Source organism: Streptomyces sp. NPDC037126, assembly GCF_055605965.1.
Map to the genome: position 1 here is coordinate 128,535 of NZ_JBVJTD010000021.1, position 23,301 is coordinate 151,835.

Sequence of the window (23,301 nt, forward strand, 5' to 3'; positions counted from 1 at the left end):
GGGCACAGGCGGCCACCCACCCAAACCCCCGGGCGCAGACGGCAACCCACCCGGACGACCGGGCGCTCCGCCCATGCCGCCTCTGAGATGGGCGTTGACGTCGACCGGACGGCCCCGGGACGGCGGGGTCGTCAGGCGGGCGATGAACATGGTGATCCGGTAGAACCACGTGCGCCTCGGCTCGGGCTCGACCGGCGGCGGTGGCGGCGCGACGGGCTGCGGCCTGATCCGTTCGCCGGACCACTCCAGGAAGACGCCGCAGGACCCGCAGAAGTCGTCGTCGTCCCGGTTGTGCTCCGAGCACCGACGGCAGACGATCACGCGCTCACCACCTCCACACGGAACGGGACGTGTGCGGGAAGGCATGTGGCGGCCAGTGCCCCGACCTCCTCGGCGTCCATGACGGAGCCGGCGGCCACGTCACCGGCGTGCGTGACGCGGATCGTGACGAGACCGGCGCCGGTCCCCAAAAACACGCCGTCCGGGACGACGGAGGTGTACACGCCCCCGCTGTCGAAGACCTCGACCCGGCCGCCCGTCATGTGCGTGAGCCACGCGCGCAACGCGTCGGCGCAGCCCCTGCGCGTGTGCAGCCGGACGGCCTCCGCGGCCATGGCCCGCCGCCGTTCGACGGGCCACGGCCCGTCCGGCGCGCCCATCCGTTCGGCCAGCCAGCCGACGAAGTCGGCCGGCGCGATCCACGGGTCGAGGTAGGCGTCGAGGCAGTCCAGGGTGCTGATGACGGGCGCGAGCACCTCGTCCCAGGCCGAGGTGAGGAGTTCGGTGCCCGGGTCCTCCTGGAAGACGGCCGGCAGTTGCTGGGCGAGGGTGTACGGGCTGCCGATCCCCGGTGCCGCGCCCCTCACGACCGCGACTCCACGAGCACCTGGTGGTCGTAGGAGATCACCAGGCTGTTGGGCGGCAGGTCGATGCGTGACGCCTCCTGGCCGCGTTCACCGGTCACCGGGTTGGCGGCGAAGATCCGTACGTCGCTGATGACGTCGACGCCCGGGACCCGCTGGACCAGCGCGAACACCTCGCCGACCAGCACCGCGCGGCCGTACGGCCAGCCCTGGCCGTCGGGTCCGCCGCCCGGCAGCGGGTCCAGGTACCGGTACAGCGCGTCCTCGACGGCGGCCCTGACCTCCTCGGGCTCGCCGTGCCGGACGGCGGTCACCCGGGCCACCGCCGTCACACCCCGGTACAGAGGTGGTTCGATCATCACCGAGGTGCCGACGAGCCGGGCCGCGTCCAGCCGGTGCGCCACTCGTTGCAGGGTCTCCTCGGCCGGGAGCAGATGGTCCAGGCGCAGTCCGCGGCCGCCCGCCGCGGACGGTACGACGAGGACCCGCACGCCGCAGGGGACGTCGGCGGCCGGCAGGCAGCGGGCGCGGGCCAGTTCGGGGGCGGCGGCCATGGTGAGCGACTCGAAGTCCTCCGCCGTCACGGCGCGCAGGCTGCTGCGCAGCATGAGCGGTCCGCGTGCCACGGCCTCCGCGAGCGTCTCGCCGTCCGCGCCGCCCCGGGCGGGCCTGCGGTTCTCCACGGCGGCCACGAAGGGGATGGACGAGGTGAGCGAACGCAGCGCCCCCGCGGGGACGTTGCCGATGCCGCCGCCGCCCAGAGCCAGGTCGCGGATGCGCACCAGCGCGCCGGCCCGGGGGGTGGCACCGTAGCGGCGCACCGTGCCGTCGGGCTGGCGGACGGCGGGACCGAAGAGGACCTCACCGGCCACCGGGTCCAGGGCGTAGTGCCGGTCGTCGGGGCCGCTGGAGGCGAAGTCGTCGACGCGTTTCCACGGTATCCAGTCCTGCGCGCGCGCCGAGTCCGCCGTCTCCAGGACCGGTTCGCCGTACGACAGCAGGACGGGCCGGTAGGGCAGCGGGAGCCGCTGGCCGGGTACGCCCTCGGCCTCGCCGAGCATCTCGGGCTCGAGGATCTCGGCGTGCGTGCCGGGCACGGTCGCGCCGACGGTCTCGACGCCGAGGCCGTGCACCACCGGGCTGGACGCGTATGCCGGGGCGGTGCCGTCCGAGGGCAGGATGCGCACCCGGAACCAGGCCGCGGCGATGCCGGACCGGACCGAGGTGGCGTGCCCGGCCGGCACGTGCACGACGACGTGCCCGGACCGGTTGAGACCGCCGGTGGTGTCGTCGGACACGTCGCACGTGGTCCATCCGTCACCGGTCCAGGCCTCCCAGGCCAGCGGCGGGCTCTGGGGCACGACACCGACACCGTCGACCCGGCCGTCGAACTCGACGCGCACCGCGCAGCGCGGTGCCGGCTGCCGCAGTCCCAGCAGGAGTTCGTCCTGCGCCTGCGGGATACGGCTGAACGCCCCGAAGGGTGCGGAGAGTCCGTGACCGGGCTGGTACTCGTGCGCGCGGTCGGCGCCGTCCCCGGCGGCGCGGGTCAGGACGGCCCCGAGTTCGGTGGGTACCATGCTGACGTCGTCGTCCGTGCGGAACGTGATGACGGTGTCATCGTCGGTGCGCATCGTGGCGACGGTCGTGCCCTCGTAGACGGTCAGCGGCGCCCCGGTGACGGGTGTGGTGGACCAGAACGTCAGCTCCGTGCGGGCCGCGACGGGCGGCAGCATCCGCAGGCCGATCAGGTCGAGGAACTTGGCGTAGAGCCGGTCCGGCACATCGTTGAGCCGGGTGATCATCCGGTCCATCATGTAGGCGAACGCCTCGACCAGCGTGATGCCGGGGTCGGTCGGGCTGTCGTCGCTCCATTCCGGACAGCGCTGCCGTATCAGGCGTTTCGCCTCTTCGACCAGGTCCTCGAAACGCCGGTCGTCGAGTTCGGGGGTGGGCAGCACGGTCACGCTCCAGGATCTGGCTGGTCTTCTGTCTCCTGCGGGACAGTGGAGAAGGGAACGACCATCCGGCGGCCGTCCTCCCTGCCTTCGGCCGCGTAGAGGACGGTTATGTGCACCAGGGTGGGCTCGTCGGGATCGGGTTCGGCGCGGACCTCCCGGATCACCGCTCCCGGTTCCCACCGCGAGAGCGAGGAGTGCACCTCCTGGCATATCCGGTCGAGGGTGTCCGGGTCCGTGCCGGCGAACACGAAGTCACGCAGGCGGGAGCCGAAGTGGGGGCGCATGCGGCGTTCCCCGGGGTAGGTCGTCAGGACCAGCCGCATGGACTGTTCCAGAAGGGCGTGGCCCTCCACGGTCCGCATCGTTCCGCCGCCGTTCACACCGATGGGGAAGCGCCATCCCCTGCGCGAGGGGTTCCCGGTCGTCGGATCCGTCTCGCCCGGCATCAGTTCAGCTCGATTCTGGAACCCTTGACGGCGATGGTGCCGCTGCTCTCGATCCGCACGGACTCCCGGGCGGTCAGCCGCAGCGCACTCCCGCCGTCGACCGTGACCCGGCCCCCCTGCCCGGCACGGATGTCGATGTTCCCGGCGTCGCCGCACTCGATCACCACGGTGCCGGTGCCGGACCGGCTCAGCGGCGGGTGCGGACGGCAGCTCACGGTGACCGTGCCCGCGACCTGGTCGACGGCGAGGCCGAGGGAGCCGTCGGCCGTGCCGAGAACGATCTCGGACGCCGTGGGCGGCCGGCCGTCCGCGGGCATCCTGTCGTGGAAGGCCAGCATGTTGCCGGTGGGCGAGACGAGACCACGGCGTACGACGTCGGCGCTGGCCCCGGTGGCCTCCACCGCCGGACCGCCGAGCCGGTAACTGCTGGCGTTGCCGAGCACCCCGCCCACCACGTACGGGCGCCGGGTGTCGCCCAGTTCGAACCCTACGAGGACCTGGTCCCCGACCTCGGGCAGCATCAGGGCACCGGCCCGCCTGCCGCCCGCCGGCTGGACCACGGGCGCCCAGTCGGTCTCCAGGTCCGGGGACAGCAGGGGCAGGGCCAGCTTGACCCGTCCCTTGCCGACGGGGTCGTTGACGTCCGTGACGATGCCGCACAGCAGGCCGGCGATCCGGGGCGCCGCCGCCTCGGTGCCCCGCGAGGACAGCCCGGCGAACGTGCGGCCCCGGGCCGTGCCCAGCTGGAGTCTGGTGATGTACGCGCCGTCGGAGACGTCGTACACGTGCTGGGCGGCGGCCACGGTCCACAGGCCGGAGAAGGGTTCGGGTGTGGAGGTCACCCGGACCGTCGCGCCGGCCCGCAGCGCCGGGTCACCCCACGCCGTCGCCTGTGCCTCGGCGAAGCTGTCCGTGACCTGGCGCAGCGTGCCGCGCAGCGCCTCCTGCGAGGCCGCTCCCAGGGCCGCGCCCTGGGCGGGAGCGGTGTCCCCGAGGACACGCGCCCGCTGCGCCGGCGCCGGCCCGAAGGCCGCCGAGGCGGGCGGCTGGGACTGCGGCCGGGTGCCGGGGACGACCGCGTCCGCGGTGGTGGCGGCGCTCGCCCCGGTGAGCCGGACGGACTCGTCGGTCACGGGGCCGACGACGGACACGGTCTCGGCGCGCAGCGGGTCCCAGATCCGCACCTCCGCGCTCTCGGCCATGTTGGCGGCCGTCACCCGCGGCCGGAAGGTGCGCAGGTTCCGCTGGAGCTGGAGCGTGGCGGCCTCGGTGGTGGTGGAGGAGGCGGGCCGGAAGTAGAAGGCGTCCTCCTCGAAGCCGAACTCGAAGCCGATCTCCCGGCACCGCCAGGACAGGAAGTCCCAGTCGGTCTGGTTCATCTGGGCCAGGTGCGCGTGCCTGGTCCGTGTCGGTTCGATCCGGCCGGGACGCAGTCCCGCCGCCTGCACGATGCGCCGGGCGATCTCGGCGTCGGTCAGGTTGACGAAGGTGCGGGTGCGGGAACGGCGTTGCAGACGGTGACCCGCGTCGTAGGCGCGCACCACGGTGATCAGGGACAGGTCGTAGTAGTCGCCTTCCAGCGCGGTGACCTCGCCGCTGCCCAGATGGGCGCCGGCGCGGCCCCCGGCGCCGAGGGTGCGGACCTCGACGGTGGTGCCGAAGGTGATGCCGGTGCGGGTGAGGAAGTCGCCGGAGTCGTCGAGAAAGGCGAGTTCGATCATGGTCGGTGCGTGCAGACGGTGGTCCACCACCGCGCGCAGCAGCCGGGTGTGGTCGTCGTCGGACAACGGACGGGCCGAACCGTTGACACTGATCGAGAACAGGGCGTCGGGTTTCCGGGAACCAGTGGTGTTCACCGCCGGCCTCCCGTCCGGAGCGACGGTGGGGCGATCCCGGCCAGGCCGTTGCCCGTGCGTCGCGGCGGTGGTGCGTACCCGCGCAGGCCGTCGCCCATGACGCGGCCCTGTCCCGGGCCACCGGAGAGGGCGGGAGCACCGCCCGGGCCGAGGGCCGCGGCCTGAGCGGCGCCGCTGCGCACGAACTCGTCCAGATCGTGCCTGACCAGGTGCAGCGTGAGGTTGCGGACCTCGGCCCGGATGGGCGTGCCCGACGCGCTGAAGCGGGTGTAGGCGCAGTCGAAGCGCATGAGTTCGGCCTGTTCCTCGAATCCCGCCTGCCCGCCCCATTCGAACTGCAGGGGTGCCCGCTTCATCGTCTGGGGCGTGGACTTCGTGCCCTGCGTCAGTGCCGAGGACGTGCCCTCCTTCGGCTTGACCTCGCAGTTCGGCTGGACCCACTCCTTCAGCCGGTCGACCCTGTCGCGGCAGGACGGGCCGACGAAGACGAGCTGGGAGAGCTGCAACCGGGTGGAACCGATGGACAGGCTGAGGTTCAGTCCGGCACCGGTCGAGGCGGCCGACTTGTCGGCGCTGGTGTACTCGGTGCGCACGTCGGCGTCGTGTGCGACGCCGATCTCGGCCGGGTTGTAGTCGAAGACCACGCATTCCTTGGTGAGCAGGTTCCGCAGGAGCGCCTTGGACCTGGGCGCGGTGAGCGGCTGCGGGCCGGGCCGAAGGGTCACCGGTGCCCCAGGAATCCGCAGTGGGCGAGGGTGAGCCGCTCAAGTGCCACGGAGTGGGAGTCGGCGCTCAGCTCCGGACCGGACCACTCCTTCGGGTACGCCTTGTGGAGCACCCACATCGCGGCCTCCTCCCCCTGGTGGTCGTAGAGCTGGATGGTGACGCTCTGCCCCTGGTAGTGCCTGCCCATCGCCTCGGCGTCCAGGGAACTGCACGTCCAGTCGGCGGCGACCTGGACCAGCCAGTTCTGCAGGGTCTCGGAGTCCTTCTTGGACACCGCCCGCTCCAGCGTGACCGTGCTGTAGCTGATGCGTTCCGGCAGCAGTTCCGCGGAGGCGTAGTTGCCGCCCTCCGTCACTTCCCGGGCACCGAACTGCACGCTCAGACCACGGCAGCTCGACCACTCACCGAGGTTCAGGCCCCCCACCATCACCTTGAAGCGCATGGCGAGCCCGAGGGCGGGATACCGTCCCGGATGACGGGGCGAACGCCGGTTCACGAAGGAACCGAGCATCGTGGGCAGTTGACTCGGATCCGTGCCCAGCGGGTTGAATATCATCGTTGTCCCTCGGTCGGTCAGATGTGCGGTGAGGAAGGCACACCGGCCTGGCCGAAGGCGGCACCCAGAGAGCGTCCGTCGTCCAGGAACCCGGTGTGCGCGAGTTCGAGCGTCTCGATGGCGACCTGTCCGCCCGCGGCGTTGAACTCGCCGATTCCCCAGCCCGCCGGGAAGAACTCGCGCAGTTCCCAGGTGACCGTGTGCTGGCCGAGCCAGTTGATCAGCGCGATGGCTCCGGTCAACGGCTCGGTGCGCTTCGCCGTGGCGCTCAGCCACTGCTGGACCTTCTGGGAGTCCGCGCATGCACCCCGGGCCAGCTTGATCCGCTGGTACTTGGGAATGCCCGGGTAGATCATCCGGTCGTTCCAGGCCTCTCCGTAGCGGTACTCGCACGTCTCCCAGTTGACGCTGAGCCCGGAGGCGCTGGCCCAGTACCCGAGGTCGTATTCGCCGTGGTCGATGGCGACCACGAAGCGGTGGTTGACGCTCACCGTGCCGAAGAACGCGTCCAGGCCATGGGTGAACCGGTTGAACTTACTGCTCTGCATCTTTCTTCCTTCCGTCCCTCGCGGGCGCGACGCCGTCCGGACAGCCCTGTCAGACCGGGAACGTCAGCAGGCCGTGGCGTTCGCGTTCGACGACCATCTCCCGCCGCAGGTGTGCGGAGACGCGCTCGTACAGCAGGTCGGCCAACGCGTCGAGCTGCATGGGATGGTCGAGCTGCACGAAGCGTCTGCGGCGCAGCCCGTGGACCAGTTCGGCGAGTTCTCTCAGTCGCGACTCGACCGAGCCGTCCGGCGAGCCGTCGGCGGTCTGCCGGGCGGCCCGGTGCAGGCCCGTGTCCCTGTCGTGGGTGACCACCGCTTCCGGCGGCACCGGTGCGAAACCGTGGGCCGCCGAGGACGCCATGTCCTGCGAAGGCAGGGTCGGGGCCTCGGCACTCGCTGGCGCCGCGAGCGGTGCCCGCTGCACGAGGTCGCCCTGTGCCTGCCCCGAGGACGACGGGGAAGCCTGCGGCATCACCGGTCGCTGCAGATGGCGCAGCTCCACCGGATGCCCCCGCACCCACCGTTCTACCGCGACGGCCTCCGACTCCAGTGCGGTGTCCTCCCCCGCGGCGGACGTCATGGCCGGCGTGCGTCGCCTTGTCTGCTGGACCGCGTGGACCAGTTCGTGAGCGAGCAGCGCCTGCGCCTCCGGACCGTCGACGGGTCCGGCGCTCGCGGGCAGGAAGACGGTGCCGTTCTCCGTGAACGCACGCGCGCCCAGCCGCTTCGACCGGTTCCCGGCCTCGGCGTCCCGGCGTACGGCCACTCCGGAGACCGGCATGCCGAGATCACGCGCGAAGCGATGGGCCAGATGCGGGGCCAGGGCCGAGACGGTCGTCGCCTTCCCGGCGCCGGAACGGCGGTCCGCAGCCGACGAGTCCCGTGACACCCCGCCCCGAGCGGCTACCGCCCGGCCCGATGCTCCCTTCCGGGCGACGGCCTGATCCGCCCCCCGCCCCGGGGCGCCGGCGGACGGATCCGACGCCGGCACCTCACCAACGACGGCCGACCGGTCCGACGGTCCGTCCTGGGCAGCAGCCGACCGATCCGTCGGCACACCACCGACGGCAGCCGACCGGACCGGCCGCACGTTTTCGGCAGCGGCCGGCCGGACCGGCACTCCGCCCCGCGCGGCGGCAGCCTGATCCGGCGGGCCGGATGGTGACGGGTCGCCGGCCGGGGCGTCACGGAAGGGGGCGGCCGACCGGTGGCGCGGCACGGCACCGGGCTCACCCCGACGGGACGGTCCGGCGGAGTGCGGGGACGCGGGCGCCTCGCCGGCACCGGACCGTCCTGCGGACCGGGCACCGGGCGACTCCCCCGTACGCCGCGACGGCTCCGGACCGGCGGCGGCCGGCCGCGTCCGCGGGGACCTCGGCAACGACGCGGGGGCGGGTCGAGCGGGCTCGGCGGTGTGTCCGGGCGGTGGAGCGGCCTGCGGGGGCGGTTCGTCGCGACGCGACACCCCACCCCGCACCCGCGCACCACGCGCCGGAACACCCGGCCCCTCGGACACACCAGGCGTCCCCGGCTCAGCCGACACGGCACCGGCACCCGGCGCCGCATCCGCCCGCGAAACGGTCCCCTCCTCCGAGGAGCCGACGGGTCGGGACCCGGTCGGTTCACGGGGGCCGTCCGACCGTTCCGTCGCGAACGGGAGGGCCGGCGGGGCGGGTTCGTCGCCGCGCCCCGAGGGAACGGGCGCGTCACCGACCTCGGCCGGGGCGCCCGGCTCGGCGGCATCGCCCATGGCGGCCGGCTCGGCGTCGGTACGGGCGGTACGACGAGCGGGCGTCACACCGTGCCGCAGAGCCCCGGAACCACCCGGGCCCTCCGGCCCAGCCCCCGCCTCGGAACCACCCCCAGCCACGGGAAGACCGGGCACCACCCCGACCTCACGCTCCGCGTCCGGGACACCCGGCACACGAGACACCCCACCCCGCACCCGCGCACCACGAGGCAGAGGACCGGAACCCTCGGACACACCAGGCGTGCCCGGCTCAGCCGACACGGCACCGGCACCCGGCACCGCATCCGCCCGCACGGCGTTCACGCCCTCCGGATCCGCCACGGTTTCCGAAACCGACCCGGACTCAGCGCCCACCCAACTCCCCGAAACCGACCCGGACTCAGCGCCCGACCGACTGCCCGAAGGGGACGGGCTCTCCGCAGCCGGCAGGTGCACCGGTGCGTCCGGCACGACGGGCGTGGCGGAGTCCGGGGACCGCCCCGTCGTACCGGTCTCCTCGGCCGGGGACGCCGGGGAGACCCGTGTGGGCCGGAGGGACGCCCGAGGTGGCGCGCCGAGGGCGGCACCCGGGGCGTCGCCGTCTCCCACCGGCGGCTCCGGGACCCGCCGGAGGGCGGGCACCACGGTCGCCCTGTCGCCGTCATCCGATCCCGCGCGCATCCCCGCATCTGCCCCCGCCCCCGCGTCGGCGTCGGTCGCCGTGGTCCCCTCCGGGCCGCCCCGCCGGACCCGGTGGTCCGGCCCGTCGTCGTCGACGGGCCGGTCTGCCGACGGCGGCGGAACCTGGGGGGCTTCGGAGATCCGGCGGCGCGTGCCGTCCGTACCGCGGTGCACCGTGCGGCGGAACGCCGGCAGGGGCTGGTTGCGCGGCACCTGCCGCCCGCGGGGGTGACCCGGGCCCGTACCGATGCCGAACGGCGTGCCCGGTTCGGCCGGCGTCATGCCGCCGGGGCGCTGGAGCCCCGCCGGACGGGGCGCGGTACCCGGTCGCGGCGTCTCCGGCGCGGCCGGGAACGCGGCGCCGGGATCACTCGCCTGCGCGGCGTCCGCGGTCCGGGCCTGCACGTAGTGGGGGAGGTCGCCTCCCGTGTCGTTGCGCAGCCACTCCGGGCGGAACGCGTCCAGTTGCCGATCGAACTCCGAGCGCTGGGGCGGCGGAGTCACCGGCCGGGGCTGCCCGACCGAGCCCTCGGCGACCCGCGTCAGGTCGGCCCTCGCGGGGCGCTCGGCGGGTGCCGCGGGCAGTACGGGCAGCCGGCGGGGCGCCGTGCTCGCCGGGTACGCCGCGCTCGGCCCGTGAGTCGCACGGGCCTCGTGCGTCGGGCGATGTTCCGAGGAGTCCGTCGCGCTGTCGTCCGCGGACGCGACCTCGGGTGCGCTCGGGGTGTCCTCGTCCACCGCGGTGGGAAACGGCCTGGCGGTGACCAGTCCGTCGGAGCGCCCCCGCACCAGCGGTTGTCCCGGCTGCGTCCGCCGGCGGTGGAGCAGGGGCCTGGTGCCCGCGACGGCGGTCCCGCCGTCGCCCGTCACGGGCCGGTGGCGGGTGACGGTGGCCGTGAGGACCGGCAGCCGCCGCCACGCCGGCAGGTCCTCCGGCGGCTCGGGCTGGTGCACCGGGGGCTCCACCAGCTCCACCGACGGCCCGGCCGGGGGCTCCACCCGCGGCCGGGCCGGCGGCTCGACCGGGTGGGCGGCCCCCCGTCGGCGGCCGCGCAGCCAGGACCGCGGGAATACCCAGGAGAGGTTCACGGGCGGCGTCCCTTCAACTGCTGTGCGGCTGCGCCGGCGTCGGCATTCATTCGGCAGCCGAGAGGTGGTCGTTGATCCGGCCGATCTCCTCGATCACACGCCTGCGAACGGCGTGCTCCAGGTCGAGGATCGAGTCGACGGACCAGTGCAGGTAATAGGCGACGTACACGGCCTCCTCCCAGAGCAGGTCGGCCGGGTACGTCAGGATTCCCCCGCTGCCTCCCCCGCCACGTCCACCAGGAACTCGTGGGAGCAGGCCGGGCAGGCGATCTGGGCCTCGGTGTGGCCCTGCTGGTTGATCCGGCGGTAGAGGTCCTGGAGGAAGGCCAGGTCCGAGGCGAAGAGGTTCTCGATCGTCTCGGGCCCGACCTGGGTGACCCCGCCGATCCGGGTCACGGTGCGCGCCAGCAGCTGCACCGTCAGATAGGCGGGGTTCTGCTGGACCTTCGGATCCGTCTGCGGCGCGATCTCGTCACGCGCCGTCGCCAGCCGGATGAGACCTTCGCGGTGCACCCTGCCCTCGGGATCCACGTAGCCCCGGGGCAGGGTGAAGGGATACTCCGTGCGCAGGGTGGCGCCGGACATGTCCGCAGCGCCCATTAAAGGAGACCACCGCCCTTGAGGTCGATGTTGGAGCAGGTGAAGGTGACGGTCTCCAGGACGATCTCGGACGTGCCCGCGCGAAGGTTCCCCACCTCGACCTTGCTGGGCCAGGCGTCCTGCATCCAGTAGACCGCCCTGGGATTGCCGCCCGCGTCCTGGAGTTCCAGGGTCCCCGACATCTGCGCGGTGCGCGCCCCGCTGCGCACCATCTGGTGCCAGGCCCAGATGGACGCGGTGCCGTCGACGCCGCGCCGCAGGACGACGGTCGGCGGCTTGGTCTTGCCGAACTGCTTGGTGTGTATGAGACCGCCACCCTTGTGGCCTGACACCATGTACTCCGCGGGTTCGACCTCGGAGGAGATGCCGGCCAGTTCGGAGAAGTAGGAGGGTGCGAGGCCGTCGAACGTCACGACGAAACGTGCGGCCGAGATGACCGTGCCAACAGAGCCTGCCGTTGCTGTCGGTAGTGCCATGAGCTGAGCTCCTTACTCCTGGACGGAGGCTCCCTGCGCGTACTGCGAGAGCCTGAACACGACGAACTCCGCCGGTTTGACGGGGGCGATGCCGATGTCGATCGTGAGAACGCCCGCGTCCCGGCTGTCCGGGGGGTTGTTCTCCTCGTCGACGTGGACGAAGAAGGCTTCCTCGGGTGTCCGCCCGAACAGCGCACCGGACCGCCACACCCGGGTCAGGAACATCGTGACGGTGCGCCGCACGCCGTCCCACAGGTAGCGGTCGTTCGGCTCGAAGACCACCCAGTTCGTGCCTTCGAGGATCGACTGTTCCACGAAGTTGAACAGCCGCCGGACGTTGACGTACCGCCATTCCGCGTCGCTGGCGAGGGTGCGCGCTCCCCAGACGCGTACGCCCTGACCGGGGAAGGTGCGCAAGCAGTTGACACCGATCGGGTTGAGGACACCCTGCTCGTTCCTGGTGGCGTTGAGGGCGGTGCTCATGACGCCGCGCAGCACCTCGTTGGCGGGCGCCTTGTGCACACCGCGCGTCTCGTCGCTGCGTGCCCAGACACCGGCCACGTGCCCGCTGGGGGGCATGAGCGAGGGCCGCTTGGTCCGCGGGTCGACGACGTTGATCCACGGCCAGTACAGCGCGCCGTAGGAGGAGTCGAAGGCGGAGAAGTCCCGTCGCCACTGGGCTGCCTGCTGGGCCGTGAGGCCGGGCAGCGGGTCCAGTACGGCCATGCGGTCACCCATGAGTTCGCAGTGCTGGAGCATGGCCAGCTGGACCGCCTTGACCCCGTCCGCGTCGATGGCCCCGGCCTCGTAGGCGCTCATGAGGTCGGGGACGGCGAGCATGGTGATCTCGTCCACCGCCTCCAGGCCGGACAGACCGGTGCGCTCGGCCGCGTCGCCGATGTAGGCGGGGGCGTTCGCGGCCGGGGACCCGGGCCTCGGCGCGGCGGGCGCGAGGGTCACGCGGGTGCCCGTCGCAGGCCGCAGGGCGGCGCCCTTGACCTCGGCCACCGTGATGAGGGCGGACTTCTTGACCGCTGTCAGCACATGGGCGGCGCCCCGCTTGAGGGTGACGTTGTCGAAGGTCTCGGCGACCTGGCCGTCCTTGCGGACCACCAGCCGGAACCCGTCTTCGAGCGACTTGTCGGTGGCGTCCTCGACCTCGACGACGACACCGCCCTGGTCGCCGGTGCCGGCCGCGGCGGGGGCCAGGCCCACGTTCAGGGCCGGCCGGCCGCCGTCGGGGCCGGGGAGTTCCCCGACCGGCGCCGCGGTGGGCAGGGCCGCGGGGGCTCCCTGCGGGTTGCCCAGGCTGACGATGTAGGCGCTGCCTCCGCCGTTCAGGAAGTAGCCGTAGACCGACTGGGGCAGGTAGGCGCCGGCGACGAAGTCCCCGAAGAGGGCGGTGAACTGGGACCAGTTGGTCACCAGGGTGGGCTCGTGGGTCGGGCCCTTCTCGGTCAGGCCGACGAAGGCGGCGGTGGACGTGCCGACACCCTGGATGGGCTTGATGCCGGCCGAGACCTCCTCCACGTACACGCCTGGTGTCACATAACTTCGCACGCGGTGCTCGCTTTCTGCGGGGTGGGCTCCATCCCACCGCTCTGGCGGTGCGGGCCGACAGCAACACCTGGCCCCCCTTCCGGGAGGTGATGCCTGCCCGAAGGGGAAGGCCGCGGCGCGGCGCTCGGGGCGGGGCGAGGACGCACCGGCCGGCGGCCGGTCTGCCGGACCCTCAGATCAGGCCCTCGCGAATGGCGTAGGCCACGGCGTGCGACCGGTTGCGCAGGTGGAACCGGTGCGTGATGTCGTGCAGGACGTTCTTCACCGTGCGCTCGGAGTAGGCGAGGCGCTTGGCGATCTCGCGGGTGTCCAGACCCGCCGCGACCAGCTTCAGTACCCCCTCCTCCCGCTCGGTCAGTCCCGTCACCCGCAGCCCGCGCGGCGTCAGGACCTGTTCCTGGACCTGGGAGACCCTCTTCAGCAGACGTCCCAGCAGATCCGGCGGGACGACACCGGCGCCGCGGTGGACGGAGGTGACCACCTGCACGAGCCGGTCCGCGGTGGCCTCGCGCCGCCGCACCACTCCGCTCACCCCCGATTCGACGGCGGCCAGCAGGGCGGAGTCGTCCATCTCCGAGACCACCGCGACCACTTGCCGCACCCCCTTGCTGCGTACCGCGCGCAGCAGACCCGCCGCCTCCTCGTCCATGGTGTCGGCGACGATGACGCCGACGGTCTGCGGTGTGATCTGGTGATCGGTGGCGATCCAGACCTCGGGGCGGCAGCTCAGTGCCGCGCAGATGCCTGCGGCGGAGATGGGATCCACCGCTTTCACGTAAAGGAAAATCCGGTCCGAAACCACGTGTCCGGGCACCCCTTCGGTACTTCTGCCGACCGCCCGTTCCCTGCGGGGCAGACCGCATGTTTGCCCGATCAGCCTGTCGCATCCGTAATGCTCAGGCCATGGCTCAAGGCGTGCATCTCCTGTACTGAACCGGTGGTCAGTTGAATTGACCGTTCGTCAGTATCTCACCCGACGAAGACGTTACGGGACGCCATCACCACAGAGGTACGCCGTCGGACGGGATCGTTGCACGTGGTGGCGGAGTCCCCGCTCCGGGCGGCCGGCCTGCCCCCGACGAACACCGTCGCGCTGCCGGTCTCGACGGTCCCCAGGTCGTCGGGTGGCACCCGGAACGTGCCCACGGGCGGTATGTGCACGGGTGTGTTGACCGCGACGCTGCCCACGGTGGCGACGGGACGGCCTCCGGTGAGGACACTCGGACAGCAACCGCGGGCGATCGGCCCGGAGAACGGCAGCTCGTAGGGCGTCGGCACCGGACCGCCCGGGGCGGGGACGAGCACGATGTGGATGTCCACTCCCCGGATGGTGTCTCCGAGCGCGGCAAGGGGTGCACTCATGCGGTCTTTTCGTCCCTTCGGGGGCGTGTGTGTCAGGAGTGATCGGGCACCTGGCTGCCGGCCAGGGTCGCCGCGGGCGTGCAGGTGGTGCCTGCCGACTGTCCGGGCAGGACGCCCGGTTTGACGCACTCGACGGCCAGGACGACGCTCTGGCCGGGCCCGAAGGAGAACGAGGAGTCGAGGTTCTGCGGTTCCTCGCCCAGTTTGGCGAGGTTGAACTCGACAAGGGTGAAACCGTCGCGCTGGACGCGCAGGATCCCCAGGTCGTTCGCCGTGTTCTCCAGGAAGATCCTGGAGATGTCGAGCCGCTTGCCCGCCGGCACCTTGTACCGGGTCGAGGTGTCGAACTTTCCGGTGACGGGCACGTTCGCCGACAGCCGGATGTCCTTGGCGTCCTGGGAGCCGGACGGGCCGTGTGATCCCCCGGTGTCACCGTTCTCCGGGTTCTCCGGCGGCAGCGAGTAGGTGTCCGGAGGGGGACTCTCGCCAGGTGACTCGTGCGCTTTCGGGGAATGACTCGGCGACGGGCTCTGGCTCGGTGACGGCTGGGGCTCGGGATAGGACCCCGGCGTGGCCTGCGAGACGGCGGTCGGTCGCAGCACGAGGAACCAGAGGGCCACCAGGGCCGTGACCGCGGCGAACGCCGCCATCACGAACTGCCCGACGCCCGGCCCGATCATCGGAGCCTGCTCCCAGGTCAGGTCGACGCCGCGCCGCTCCCCCTCGCCCGCGGCCGCCAGGCACTGGATCGAGTGGCGGACGTCCGTTCCACCCCACTTCCTCGCGCGGGGCCTGACCCGCAGCGGCACGATCACCGCGCGCCCCGGCGGCACGTCCACCTCGTCGTGCCGGAACCGGTAGCGCAGGGCGGACTCGGTGTCGTCGGCGAACATCTGCACCGGCAGCGGGGCGTTGCCCTGGTTCCCCACCACGACGTTGTACCGGCCGGACATCCGCCCCCGGCGGGACGTGGGCGCGCAGCGCACGGAGTAGTCGACATAGGGGGCCACCGTCACCGTGGCCTCGTCGACCACCGAGCCCTCGACGTCCTCCTGCGACATCACCCGCAGGGCATAGGTCTGCGTGCCGGCCAGGACGTCGAAGTTCCGCGGCGGGCTGAAGACGACGGTGGCCTCGACCATCTCGTACGGAAAGGCGCTGACCTGTGGCGGCTCCACCGTGACCCAGCGCGCCGCGCCCCCGACGACGTCCAGGTCGAACCTGTCCACGACGGGACCGTTGTTGAGGATCTGGACGGTACGGCGGGTGACCTCTCCGGGCTGGGCGACGGTGTCGTACTCCTGCAGCAATACCGTGGCTCCCACACCCCAGAGCCTTTCGCGCCCGAGTCACCCCGCGACAGTCCTCTTGGGGTTGCCGTGCAGGCGCCGAAGCTGCCCGATGGGGCCGATCGGGGACATCGGGGCACCGCATCGGCGCCCCGCGCGAGACCGGAGTCCACGGCGGCGTCGTCCACCCGGGGAGGAGGGTGTCGACGGCCCGGGCACCGGGGTGTCGACGACCGGGGACGAGGAAGAAGTCGGGAACGGCGAGCGAACGCAGAAAACCCCTGCCGGCCTCCGAGGCGAAGTGGGGACCGGCAGGGGGCTGCTGTGCGAGAGCGGAGGGCGGCACGTGGGCAGGGGGGATCGTCACTCGTGACGCTGCCATGTGGCACCGGCATACCGGGGAAGTCGGCCGGCGGTTTTCCGCACCCGGCCCGCACAGGCTTGGCGTGGTCAGGATGCCGGTGCCTCCGGCCCGGCGTATCAGTGATTTTCCCTAGTCCTTGACTGGGAATCCGCAGCGGCCCGTGTGGCTTAGGCTGGCTGCCCGGGCGATCGACTCCCCCTGTGCGCCGCCGGTTCCGCTCCGCCGCGAGGTCCCGCGCCCCGGCGGCGGGCGAGGCCCTCGTCCGCGCACGGTCACCGGACGCGGTCCGACCGGCCGGTCATCAGCGGCGACGGCAGGGCACCGGCCCGGGCGCGGACCGCCACGCCAGGTCATGGGTGAAAGGGCACTACGGCACCGGACGTATGAGAGCACCACGGATCAGACCCGAGCAGGAGAGTCACGGCCTCATGGAGGCATTCGTCGGCCGGGCGAACGAACTGCGCCGGCTGCGCACGGCAGCCGAGAGCGCCCGATCGGGTGTGGCCTCGGTGGTCCTCGTCCAGGGCGTGGCCGGCATCGGGAAGAGCACCTTGGTGCGCCGTCTGCTCGACGGGCTGAGCGAGTTCACCGTCCTGTCCACCGCGGCGGAGCCCTACGCCGCGGAAGCCCCCTTCAACTGCCTCAGCCGGCTGCTGCACCCGGCGACCGTCCCGGCGCAGTCCCGCCGCCCTGCGGGTGAGGGGCAGCGTGCGGTGGGTGTGCGGCCGCCCCTGGACGACGGTGGACCGCACTCGCTGCGGCGGCTCGTGGACTGCGCCGCCCCCGGTCCCGTCGCCGTGTTCCTGGACGACGCCCAGTGGGCGGACAGCGCGACCCTGCGCGCGCTCGCGGAAGCCGTGCGCGCGGGGGGACGTCTGTGCGTGCTGCTGGCGGCCCGTACGTCGCGCGCCTGGGACGAGGAGACACGCCGCGTGCTGCATCTGACGCACGCGCTCAGCACGATCAGTCTGGGCGAGCTGAGCGAGGCGGAGGCGGCGAAACTCGTCGGCGTCTCCCTCGGTGACAAGGCAGGTGAGAAGGCCGACCCCGCCGTGACGCGGGATCTGCTGCTGCGGGCGGGGCGCCATCCGATGTATCTCGGCAGGCTCGCCGCCCAGCAGCGGGGCGCGGCCGGCCCGGTCGACGCAGGCCGGCCCACGGGCCTGCCCGCCACGGTCGTACAACGGCAACTGCGCGGCACTGCCCGGGCCTCCGCCGAGGCGCTGGAGGCGCTGGCCGTGCTCGGCGGCTCGGCGCCGGTGTCCACGCTCGGCAGGGTGCTCGGCGAACCGGACTGCGATCTCGCACTGGAGCCGCTGGTGCGCGAGGAGTTCGTCACCCTGGTCTCCTCCCATGTGCCCACGGTGACGGTCACGCACCCCGCCTTCCGCGACGCCCTGTACCAGAGCCTGCCCGTGGCCCGCCGGCGCGCTCTGCACCTGGCCGCCGTCTCCGCCGTGGACTGGAGACAGCGCCCGGCGCACCGGCTGGCGGCGGCGGAACGGGTGGACGCCCGGCTCGTGGCCGACGTCCTCGACGTGGCCGAGCAGGAGGTCGGCGACGGACAGCTGCTGACGGCGGCCCGGTTGCTGGCGTCCGCGGCACCCCTGTCCGATGACGACCGTCTCGCCGACGGTCTGCTCTACGGTGCGGTCCGGTTGCTGTTCTGGGCCGGTGCCGACGCCGAACTCCGCCGCTACGCCCACACGGTGGCCACCCGGCGGCCCTCGCCCTGGCGGGACGAGGCCCTCGGGCTCACCGAGTTCGCCGCGGGGCGTCTCACCTCGGCACGCAGACTCCTGGACCAGGCGCGGCGGGCGCTGCGGACCGGCTGCCCCCGGCAGTGCGCGGTGGTGCTCGTGGAACTCGCCGCGGTCCAGGCGATCCTGGGGCAGGGCGAGGCGACCCGGCACCTTGCCGAACAGGCCCGGGAGTGCCTGCACCCGGACACCACGGACGCCGCACCGCTCGCGGACGGCCCTGCCGACGCGTCGTACGAGTCGGTGTTCGTGCTCCTCCCGCCGGACGCGGACCGGGTGGCGTGCGCGCTCGCCGCCTACGGCGCAGCGCTGCGGGACGGCCCGCGCAGCGGCCTCGCGCTGCTGGCGGCGCTCCCCGAGGACGCGGACGAGATCGGCGAGGAGGACGTGCCGGCGCTCACCGTCCGTGGCGTCCTGCGGCTCGCGGACGGACGCGTCTCAGCCGCGACGACCGACCTCACGATGGCTCTCGTGCGCAGCCGGCCGGGTGGCGCCCGGTTCTTGGGGGGCAGCGTCTCGGTGCACCTGTCCACCTGCCTCCTGCTGAGCGGCGACTGGGACCGGGCGGCCGCTCAGATGGACGCGGCCCTGGAGGACGTGCAGAGCCGTCGCATCGACACGGCCGCGCTGTGGTCCCTGCGTTCCGTCCTCCACGCCTTCCAGGGCGACGCGGCGGGCGCCGCGGGTTGTCTGAACGAGGCCAGGGAACTCGCCGGACACATGGACTTCGCCGGCCCGCAGTACCACACGGCCGTCGCCCGGGCGATGGGCGCGCGGGCACGCGGGGACCACCGCGAGGTCGTGGCCGCGCTCCAGATGCTGGCCGAACAGTCCGACCACTCGGAGCGGGTGCGGGTGGTCACCACCACGTGGCTCCCTTTCCTGGCGGAGTCGCTCATCGTGTGCGGCCTCAGCGAACACGCACGCATCGCCATGAAGGGCCTCAGGGCGCTGTCGGACGGGTCGAACCCCTTGCTGGTCGTCACCGAGACGTGGCTGCACGGGCGCCTCGCGGAGGCGGCGGGCGACGACGAAGGCGCCGTGCGCCGGTACGAGGAGGCGATCGACGCCCTCCGCCCGGGCCGGGACGTCCCGGTGATGCGCGGTCTCCTGGAGACCTCGTGCGGCCGGGCCACGGCCGCCCTGGGACGGACGGAGGAAGCGATCCGGCACTTCGCCTCGGCGGAGGTCGTCTACTCACAGCTGGGTGCACGCGCTTTCCTGACGGAGTACCGGGCCCAGTGCAGGGCCTCGCTTCCCACGATCGAGCGGATGGAGGGCCGGGATCCGCTCACCGCACGCGAACGCCAGGTGACGCACCTGGTCGCGCTGGGCCACTCCAACCAGGAGATCGCCGACGAGCTGACACTCAGTGTGAAGACGATCGAGTACCACCTGCGGAACATCTTCGGGAAGCTCGGGGTGCACAATCGCAGGGAGCTGCGCCGCCGGGTCCGGACTACCGGCCTCTGACCCCCGCCCGGCCTCCCACGCCGTCGGCCGGCCCACACGGACCACCCCGACCGGCGGCCCCGGCTCCCCGGGCGGCCTCCCCCACGGCGACGGGCCGCCCCGGACACGGCCCGCTCAGCCCCGGTCGGGCCCTCTGCCCGTTCGGGGCGCGAGGGTGCGCAAGGCGGCCTGGAGGGCGCGTCTCATCCGGCCGCTCATCCGGCCGCTCAGGGGGCGGGCGGCGTGCCGGGCATGCCCGGTCCTGGGGACGCCGGATCGCCGGGCGGGCCCCTTCCGGGCGTGCTGGGGGGCTTTGCGTCCGTGCCGTGGCACGGCGGCTGCGGCCGGCGGGGGCGCGCCGACGGCGGCCGACTGCCGGGCGGCGGCCTTGTTGCGCAGGTACTCGTCGCCCGGCCACCAGCCGAGGATCCGCGCGGGCAGCTGGCCGACGAGCCAGTCGTCCAGGTGGACCAGGTCGGTGTACACCTCGTCGCAGTTCTGGCACAGGGAGAGCCCTCGGACGTCCGGGGACGCCTGCGCGCCGTGGACGATGGCGCCGATGCCGCCGACGGCGCTCAGACAGTCGGCGCAGTCCCGGCGCGCGAGGTGGATCCTCATCCGGATCTGGCGGAAGTTGCGGCGCGCCAGGGCCAGGCGTGCCCCGAGGGTGTCCACGGCGACACCGGTGATCTCGGCGATCTCGGACGCGCTGTCGCGCTCCACCAGGCAGTGCCACAGCAGGCTCTGGTCGACGGGGCCCAGCCGGTCGAAGGCGTCGCACAGCTGCCGGTCGTCCCGCATCGACCACATGGCCCCCGAATAGACCCACAGATGGAACCTGCTCGGGTGAGCCGGGCCGCTCACACCGGCCTGGACGGCACGCGTCCGCACCAGTTCCAGCAACTGCAGGCGCACGAATCCGTCGTAGCGCCGGCTGCCGATCCGGTCCGGTGCGTCCATCCGCCGGCGCAACTCCTGGTAGGCGAACAGCACCAGGTCCTGTATCCCGCCGGAGGCGGGTGCGCACGTCGACGCGTACGCCTCGACGGCGACGACGTGGCGGAGCCAGAGGTGCTGGAAGGAAGAGGCCTCCCCTGTGCGCGCGGCCTTGATCAGGTCGAGGTCGCTGCTCACGCGGCGGTGGCGGAATGCTATCGGGGGCACTGTGATTCCGGCCTGCGGACAAGTACGACGGAGGTTACGAGGCGGTTGCGCGAAGGGCGCCGGGAAAGGGAAAGAAATCGACGACCGTCATATTTTCACGCCACCGCAATGCGCACAACGACGGCCCGTGCCCGATCGCTTTCCGGAGTTCGACCGCGGAGGCCCCTTTCGGCCTCCTCCGGCACAGCGAACGTCCGCCCCCGGAAAGGGACTTCACCCACCCCGACCGGCGGCAAACGGTTACGGGACGACGCACCCGGACAATCGGATGCGTGGGCCAACGACGTCTCCGCCCATTGACCCGCCCGGCGCGGAAGAATGTGCGCCATGCGCTTTCGGGCATAATTCCCTGCACTACCCGCCGGTCGCCGCACCGCCCACCCGCACCGCCCGCACACGGGACCCGGAGCCCTCCCACCCGGGCGGAACACCGGTTTCGCGCTCGTCAAGGGAAACCGGTTCGCAGGCGGGACGGCGTCGATTCCCGCCGGTGCCGGCACCCGGCCGACCCTGCAAAGGCGTACGGCGCGTGCGGGATTCCACCGGTTCCACGCCACGACTTCTCCCCCACAACCGCCAGTTCGTCAACAATTCAACGACGCGTCGAGGTCGTTGCGCCGATCTCCTCGCGGAAGGGTGCGGCACGGCGGCACGGCCGGTGACAATTCCCAGCCGGTGCCGCAGACTGTCCGCGCGGTCTTTGCGATCCCTGCCTCCCGCCGTGCGAATAGGCCCCGCATCGGTGACAGGGCGAATCACCACCCGAGTCGCTTTCCCGGGCGGCCGCCGGGCCTTGCGAACAGACTCACCGGCATGGGCGGCGCCGCCTCCCGGCCCCGGCGAAGCCGCTTCAGGAGGCCGCCGGCGGTCTCGTACGGGGTTCCCGCACCCGTCGGGCCGGGTGCCCGGGAGGGCCGCCGAACGGGCACTCACGGGCGGTGCCCATAGGGGTGCCCGTTCACTTCTGGAGCGGACCCGGACGAGCGAATGAGACTGGTATGCGCTGCCCGCTCCCCGTAACCGGTCCGGTACGGGCGGCATTGATCGCGCTCTCACCAAGTCGGCGACAGCCGATGCGACAGGAGGCTTCGTGCACGGCGACGAGTTCGACAAGATCACAGCTCAGATCCGGCAGACGACCAAACGCCTGGCGGACGAGTGGATCAGGCTGGCCGACGCACGACTGCCGAGCGATCACATACCGCACGCGAGGAGACGCCTGCGAAGCGTCGGATCGCGGGTCGAGCATCTCACCGCGCAGGTCGTCTCGGTGAGCGGGACGGGGCAGACGAGGACCTGCGCGTCGGGCCGGGTGGACCGCCTCGCCTCGGAGCTGATCGAAAACCGTCTGTCCCTGCTGGACCTGCAGCGCGCCTACTCGGTGCTGCAGGAGGCATCGGAACTGGAGCGGCGCCTGAGCGATCTCGGCGTGCCGACGGGCGAGCCGGCGACGGGCACCTCTCCCACCGCCCTGCAGGACCAGTTGGCGCAGGTGTGGCCGCTGGCCGTCGGCCTCCAGGCGCAGTTGGAGGAGCTGTGCGTCAGGGCGTCCCGTGCCTGTGTGCCCGCGCGCTTCTTCACCTGGGCCGAGAGCGCCAAGCGGCGGCTGGAGGAGCACACGGCGCGCATCGCCCGGCTCAGGGACGGGATGCTCGTGGACTCCTGACGGCCCGCCCGTCCTCCTTGTCCGCCGCACGGCAGGTCCACGAGGGCTCGCGGTCCACCAGCGGGGCCGACGTGTCGAAGTCACGCCCCTGCCTCCTGCGATAGGTCTGCGGTGACACCCCCATGACCAGCTTGAACTGACGGCTGAACAGGAACGGGTCGGGATACCCCAGTGTGTGGGCGACCTGTGTGATGGACGCGTCGCCGGTGTCCAGAGCCCAGGCTCCGTGCCGTACGCGACGGCGCATCAGCCACTCCCTGGGCGGCATGCCGAAGGTACGGCGGAAGACGCGTGTGAAGTAGTCGGGGGTGAGGCCGACCGCGTCGGCGAGGTCCGCGGCCCGGAGGCGCTCATGAATGCGCCGGTCGGCCAGTTCCGTGATGAGTTGCCGCGCCGCCCCGCTCAGTCGCCCCGGGACGTCCTGGTGGTCGGCCGCCCGCAGCACCGAGGTGAACAGCACCGTCAGCAGTCCTCGGACCCGCTCGTCGCGCAGGCTCGCGTACGGGCCGCCCAGCAGCTCGTGCGACAGCTGCGACAGCACTCCCTTCGCCTCCCATACGCCGTCGGCGAGTAGAAACGATCCAGCGAAGGGGTCCACCACGGGGTCGTGCGTCAGTCGCAGGCGGTGCACCAGGGACGTGCCCCGCTCCGGGGCCCGCAGCCGGGCGGGCGTGCCGGGGTGCACCCAGAGGACCCCGCCGGCACCGATCACCACATGCTCCCGTCCGACCGTGCCCTGGCACCGTCCGGAAGCGACGAAGCAGACGACGTGCTGGGTGTTGTGCGGCCAGTGCTCGGACCAGCGGTCCGTGTCCTCCCCGGTCACCCGGACCACGTCCGGCTCGGCGGCGATTCTGTCCACGCACAACGAAGACAGCCACCGCTCCACCACGCCCCCGCCCGGCCCGGAGGGGCTCAGAGAACGTCCGGGCTCGTTCGTCGGGGTCTGCGCGGTGTCGAGCGGTGTCGCTGCTGGGTCGTGCATGCTCGGCGTTCTCCTTTCCTCGGCCCGCTGAGCGACGGCTCCGCGATCCGGACACGGCGCCGGGACTCGCCGCTTCGTGTCCTGCCGTCGCTGTGAACCGGTTCAACCAAGGTTATCCATACGGGACTTGGACGCAGATGTCTCGCGCCCGCCCCGTACCGTAAGACT

At 72.5% G+C, this 23,301-nt stretch carries 20 protein-coding genes; 3 read left to right on the forward strand and 17 right to left on the reverse strand.

The genetic code is table 11. The annotated features are described in order from the left end of the window. Nucleotides 1-317 precede the first annotated feature (317 nt). Genes ACZ7FF_RS34970 through ACZ7FF_RS35005 form a run of 8 tightly spaced genes read right to left on the reverse strand, consistent with a single transcriptional unit; the run spans nt 318 to nt 9,648 of the window. Complete coding sequence (locus tag ACZ7FF_RS34970) at nt 318-866, reverse strand: phage tail protein (RefSeq protein ID WP_470817507.1); 549 nt, start codon at nt 864-866, stop codon at nt 318-320. Beyond that, nucleotides 863-2,830, reverse strand: a complete 1,968-nt coding sequence (locus ACZ7FF_RS34975) for a putative baseplate assembly protein (RefSeq protein WP_470817509.1) — start codon at nt 2,828-2,830, stop codon at nt 863-865. Before ACZ7FF_RS34975 ends, ACZ7FF_RS34970 begins: the two co-directional genes overlap by 4 nt. Continuing rightward, nucleotides 2,827-3,270, reverse strand: coding sequence for a GPW/gp25 family protein (locus tag ACZ7FF_RS34980; protein ID WP_470817511.1), 444 nt, complete (start codon nt 3,268-3,270; stop codon nt 2,827-2,829). The genes ACZ7FF_RS34975 and ACZ7FF_RS34980 overlap by 4 nt, the downstream gene beginning before the upstream one ends. Then, nucleotides 3,270-5,126, reverse strand: coding sequence for a VgrG-related protein (locus ACZ7FF_RS34985; protein ID WP_470817513.1), 1,857 nt, complete (start codon nt 5,124-5,126; stop codon nt 3,270-3,272). Before ACZ7FF_RS34985 ends, ACZ7FF_RS34980 begins: the two co-directional genes overlap by 1 nt. Next, nucleotides 5,123-5,851 (reverse strand): hypothetical protein, encoded by a 729-nt coding sequence (locus tag ACZ7FF_RS34990; RefSeq protein ID WP_470817514.1) that lies wholly within the window; start codon nt 5,849-5,851, stop codon nt 5,123-5,125. The genes ACZ7FF_RS34985 and ACZ7FF_RS34990 overlap by 4 nt, the downstream gene beginning before the upstream one ends. Further along, nucleotides 5,848-6,408 carry a phage tail protein gene (locus tag ACZ7FF_RS34995; protein WP_470817515.1) on the reverse strand — a complete coding sequence of 187 codons (561 nt, stop codon included), beginning with the start codon at nt 6,406-6,408 and terminating at the stop codon, nt 5,848-5,850. The genes ACZ7FF_RS34990 and ACZ7FF_RS34995 overlap by 4 nt, the downstream gene beginning before the upstream one ends. A 17-nt stretch (nt 6,409-6,425) precedes the next feature. Further along, entirely contained in the window at nt 6,426-6,956 is a 531-nt protein-coding gene (locus ACZ7FF_RS35000; RefSeq protein WP_470817516.1) for a phage tail protein, read from the reverse strand. 49 nt (nt 6,957-7,005) lie between these two features. Continuing rightward, on the reverse strand, nt 7,006-9,648 hold the full coding sequence (locus tag ACZ7FF_RS35005; protein ID WP_470817555.1) for an eCIS core domain-containing protein: 2,643 nt from the start codon (nt 9,646-9,648) through the stop codon (nt 7,006-7,008). A gap of 145 nt (nt 9,649-9,793) precedes the next feature. Between ACZ7FF_RS35005 and ACZ7FF_RS35010 the strand changes: the two genes are divergently transcribed. After that, nucleotides 9,794-10,006 (forward strand): hypothetical protein, encoded by a 213-nt coding sequence (locus ACZ7FF_RS35010; protein WP_470817559.1) that lies wholly within the window; start codon nt 9,794-9,796, stop codon nt 10,004-10,006. 495 nt (nt 10,007-10,501) lie between these two features. Here the strand turns inward: ACZ7FF_RS35010 and ACZ7FF_RS35015 are convergent, their stop codons facing one another. The 7 genes from ACZ7FF_RS35015 to ACZ7FF_RS35045 all read right to left on the reverse strand — a co-directional run bounded on the left by ACZ7FF_RS35015 (nt 10,502) and on the right by ACZ7FF_RS35045 (nt 15,778). Beyond that, nucleotides 10,502-10,720, reverse strand: coding sequence for a DUF6760 family protein (locus ACZ7FF_RS35015; protein ID WP_470817557.1), 219 nt, complete (start codon nt 10,718-10,720; stop codon nt 10,502-10,504). Further along, entirely contained in the window at nt 10,657-11,055 is a 399-nt protein-coding gene (locus ACZ7FF_RS35020; RefSeq protein WP_470817518.1) for a hypothetical protein, read from the reverse strand. The genes ACZ7FF_RS35015 and ACZ7FF_RS35020 overlap by 64 nt, the downstream gene beginning before the upstream one ends. Next, nucleotides 11,055-11,531: a phage tail protein gene (locus ACZ7FF_RS35025; protein ID WP_470817520.1), complete on the reverse strand. Its 477-nt coding sequence runs from the start codon at nt 11,529-11,531 to the stop codon at nt 11,055-11,057. The genes ACZ7FF_RS35020 and ACZ7FF_RS35025 overlap by 1 nt, the downstream gene beginning before the upstream one ends. A 12-nt stretch (nt 11,532-11,543) precedes the next feature. Beyond that, nucleotides 11,544-13,091 (reverse strand): phage tail sheath family protein, encoded by a 1,548-nt coding sequence (locus ACZ7FF_RS35030; protein WP_470817522.1) that lies wholly within the window; start codon nt 13,089-13,091, stop codon nt 11,544-11,546. A 172-nt stretch (nt 13,092-13,263) separates the two neighbouring features. Next, complete coding sequence (locus ACZ7FF_RS35035; RefSeq protein ID WP_470817524.1) at nt 13,264-13,857, reverse strand: helix-turn-helix transcriptional regulator; 594 nt, start codon at nt 13,855-13,857, stop codon at nt 13,264-13,266. Nucleotides 13,858-14,060: 203 nt separating this feature from the next. Further along, complete coding sequence (locus ACZ7FF_RS35040; RefSeq protein ID WP_470817525.1) at nt 14,061-14,453, reverse strand: PAAR domain-containing protein; 393 nt, start codon at nt 14,451-14,453, stop codon at nt 14,061-14,063. A 32-nt stretch (nt 14,454-14,485) separates the two neighbouring features. Continuing rightward, nucleotides 14,486-15,778 carry a COG1470 family protein gene (locus ACZ7FF_RS35045; protein WP_470817527.1) on the reverse strand — a complete coding sequence of 431 codons (1,293 nt, stop codon included), beginning with the start codon at nt 15,776-15,778 and terminating at the stop codon, nt 14,486-14,488. A gap of 756 nt (nt 15,779-16,534) precedes the next feature. Here ACZ7FF_RS35045 and ACZ7FF_RS35050 point away from each other — a divergent pair. Further along, nucleotides 16,535-19,339: a helix-turn-helix transcriptional regulator gene (locus ACZ7FF_RS35050; RefSeq protein ID WP_470817529.1), complete on the forward strand. Its 2,805-nt coding sequence runs from the start codon at nt 16,535-16,537 to the stop codon at nt 19,337-19,339. Between the two features lie 114 nt (nt 19,340-19,453). Here the strand turns inward: ACZ7FF_RS35050 and ACZ7FF_RS35055 are convergent, their stop codons facing one another. Further along, the gene (locus ACZ7FF_RS35055; RefSeq protein ID WP_470817531.1) at nt 19,454-20,452 is read right to left on the reverse strand and encodes an RNA polymerase sigma factor; all 999 of its coding nucleotides are present in this window, start codon (nt 20,450-20,452) and stop codon (nt 19,454-19,456) included. Between the two features lie 1,120 nt (nt 20,453-21,572). Here ACZ7FF_RS35055 and ACZ7FF_RS35060 point away from each other — a divergent pair. Beyond that, nucleotides 21,573-22,148, forward strand: coding sequence for a hypothetical protein (locus tag ACZ7FF_RS35060; RefSeq protein WP_470817533.1), 576 nt, complete (start codon nt 21,573-21,575; stop codon nt 22,146-22,148). On the opposite strand, the gene ACZ7FF_RS35065 is transcribed toward ACZ7FF_RS35060, so the two are convergent. Next, nucleotides 22,120-23,133, reverse strand: coding sequence for a helix-turn-helix domain-containing protein (locus ACZ7FF_RS35065; protein WP_470817534.1), 1,014 nt, complete (start codon nt 23,131-23,133; stop codon nt 22,120-22,122). The genes ACZ7FF_RS35060 and ACZ7FF_RS35065 overlap by 29 nt on opposite strands. Nucleotides 23,134-23,301 lie beyond the last annotated feature (168 nt).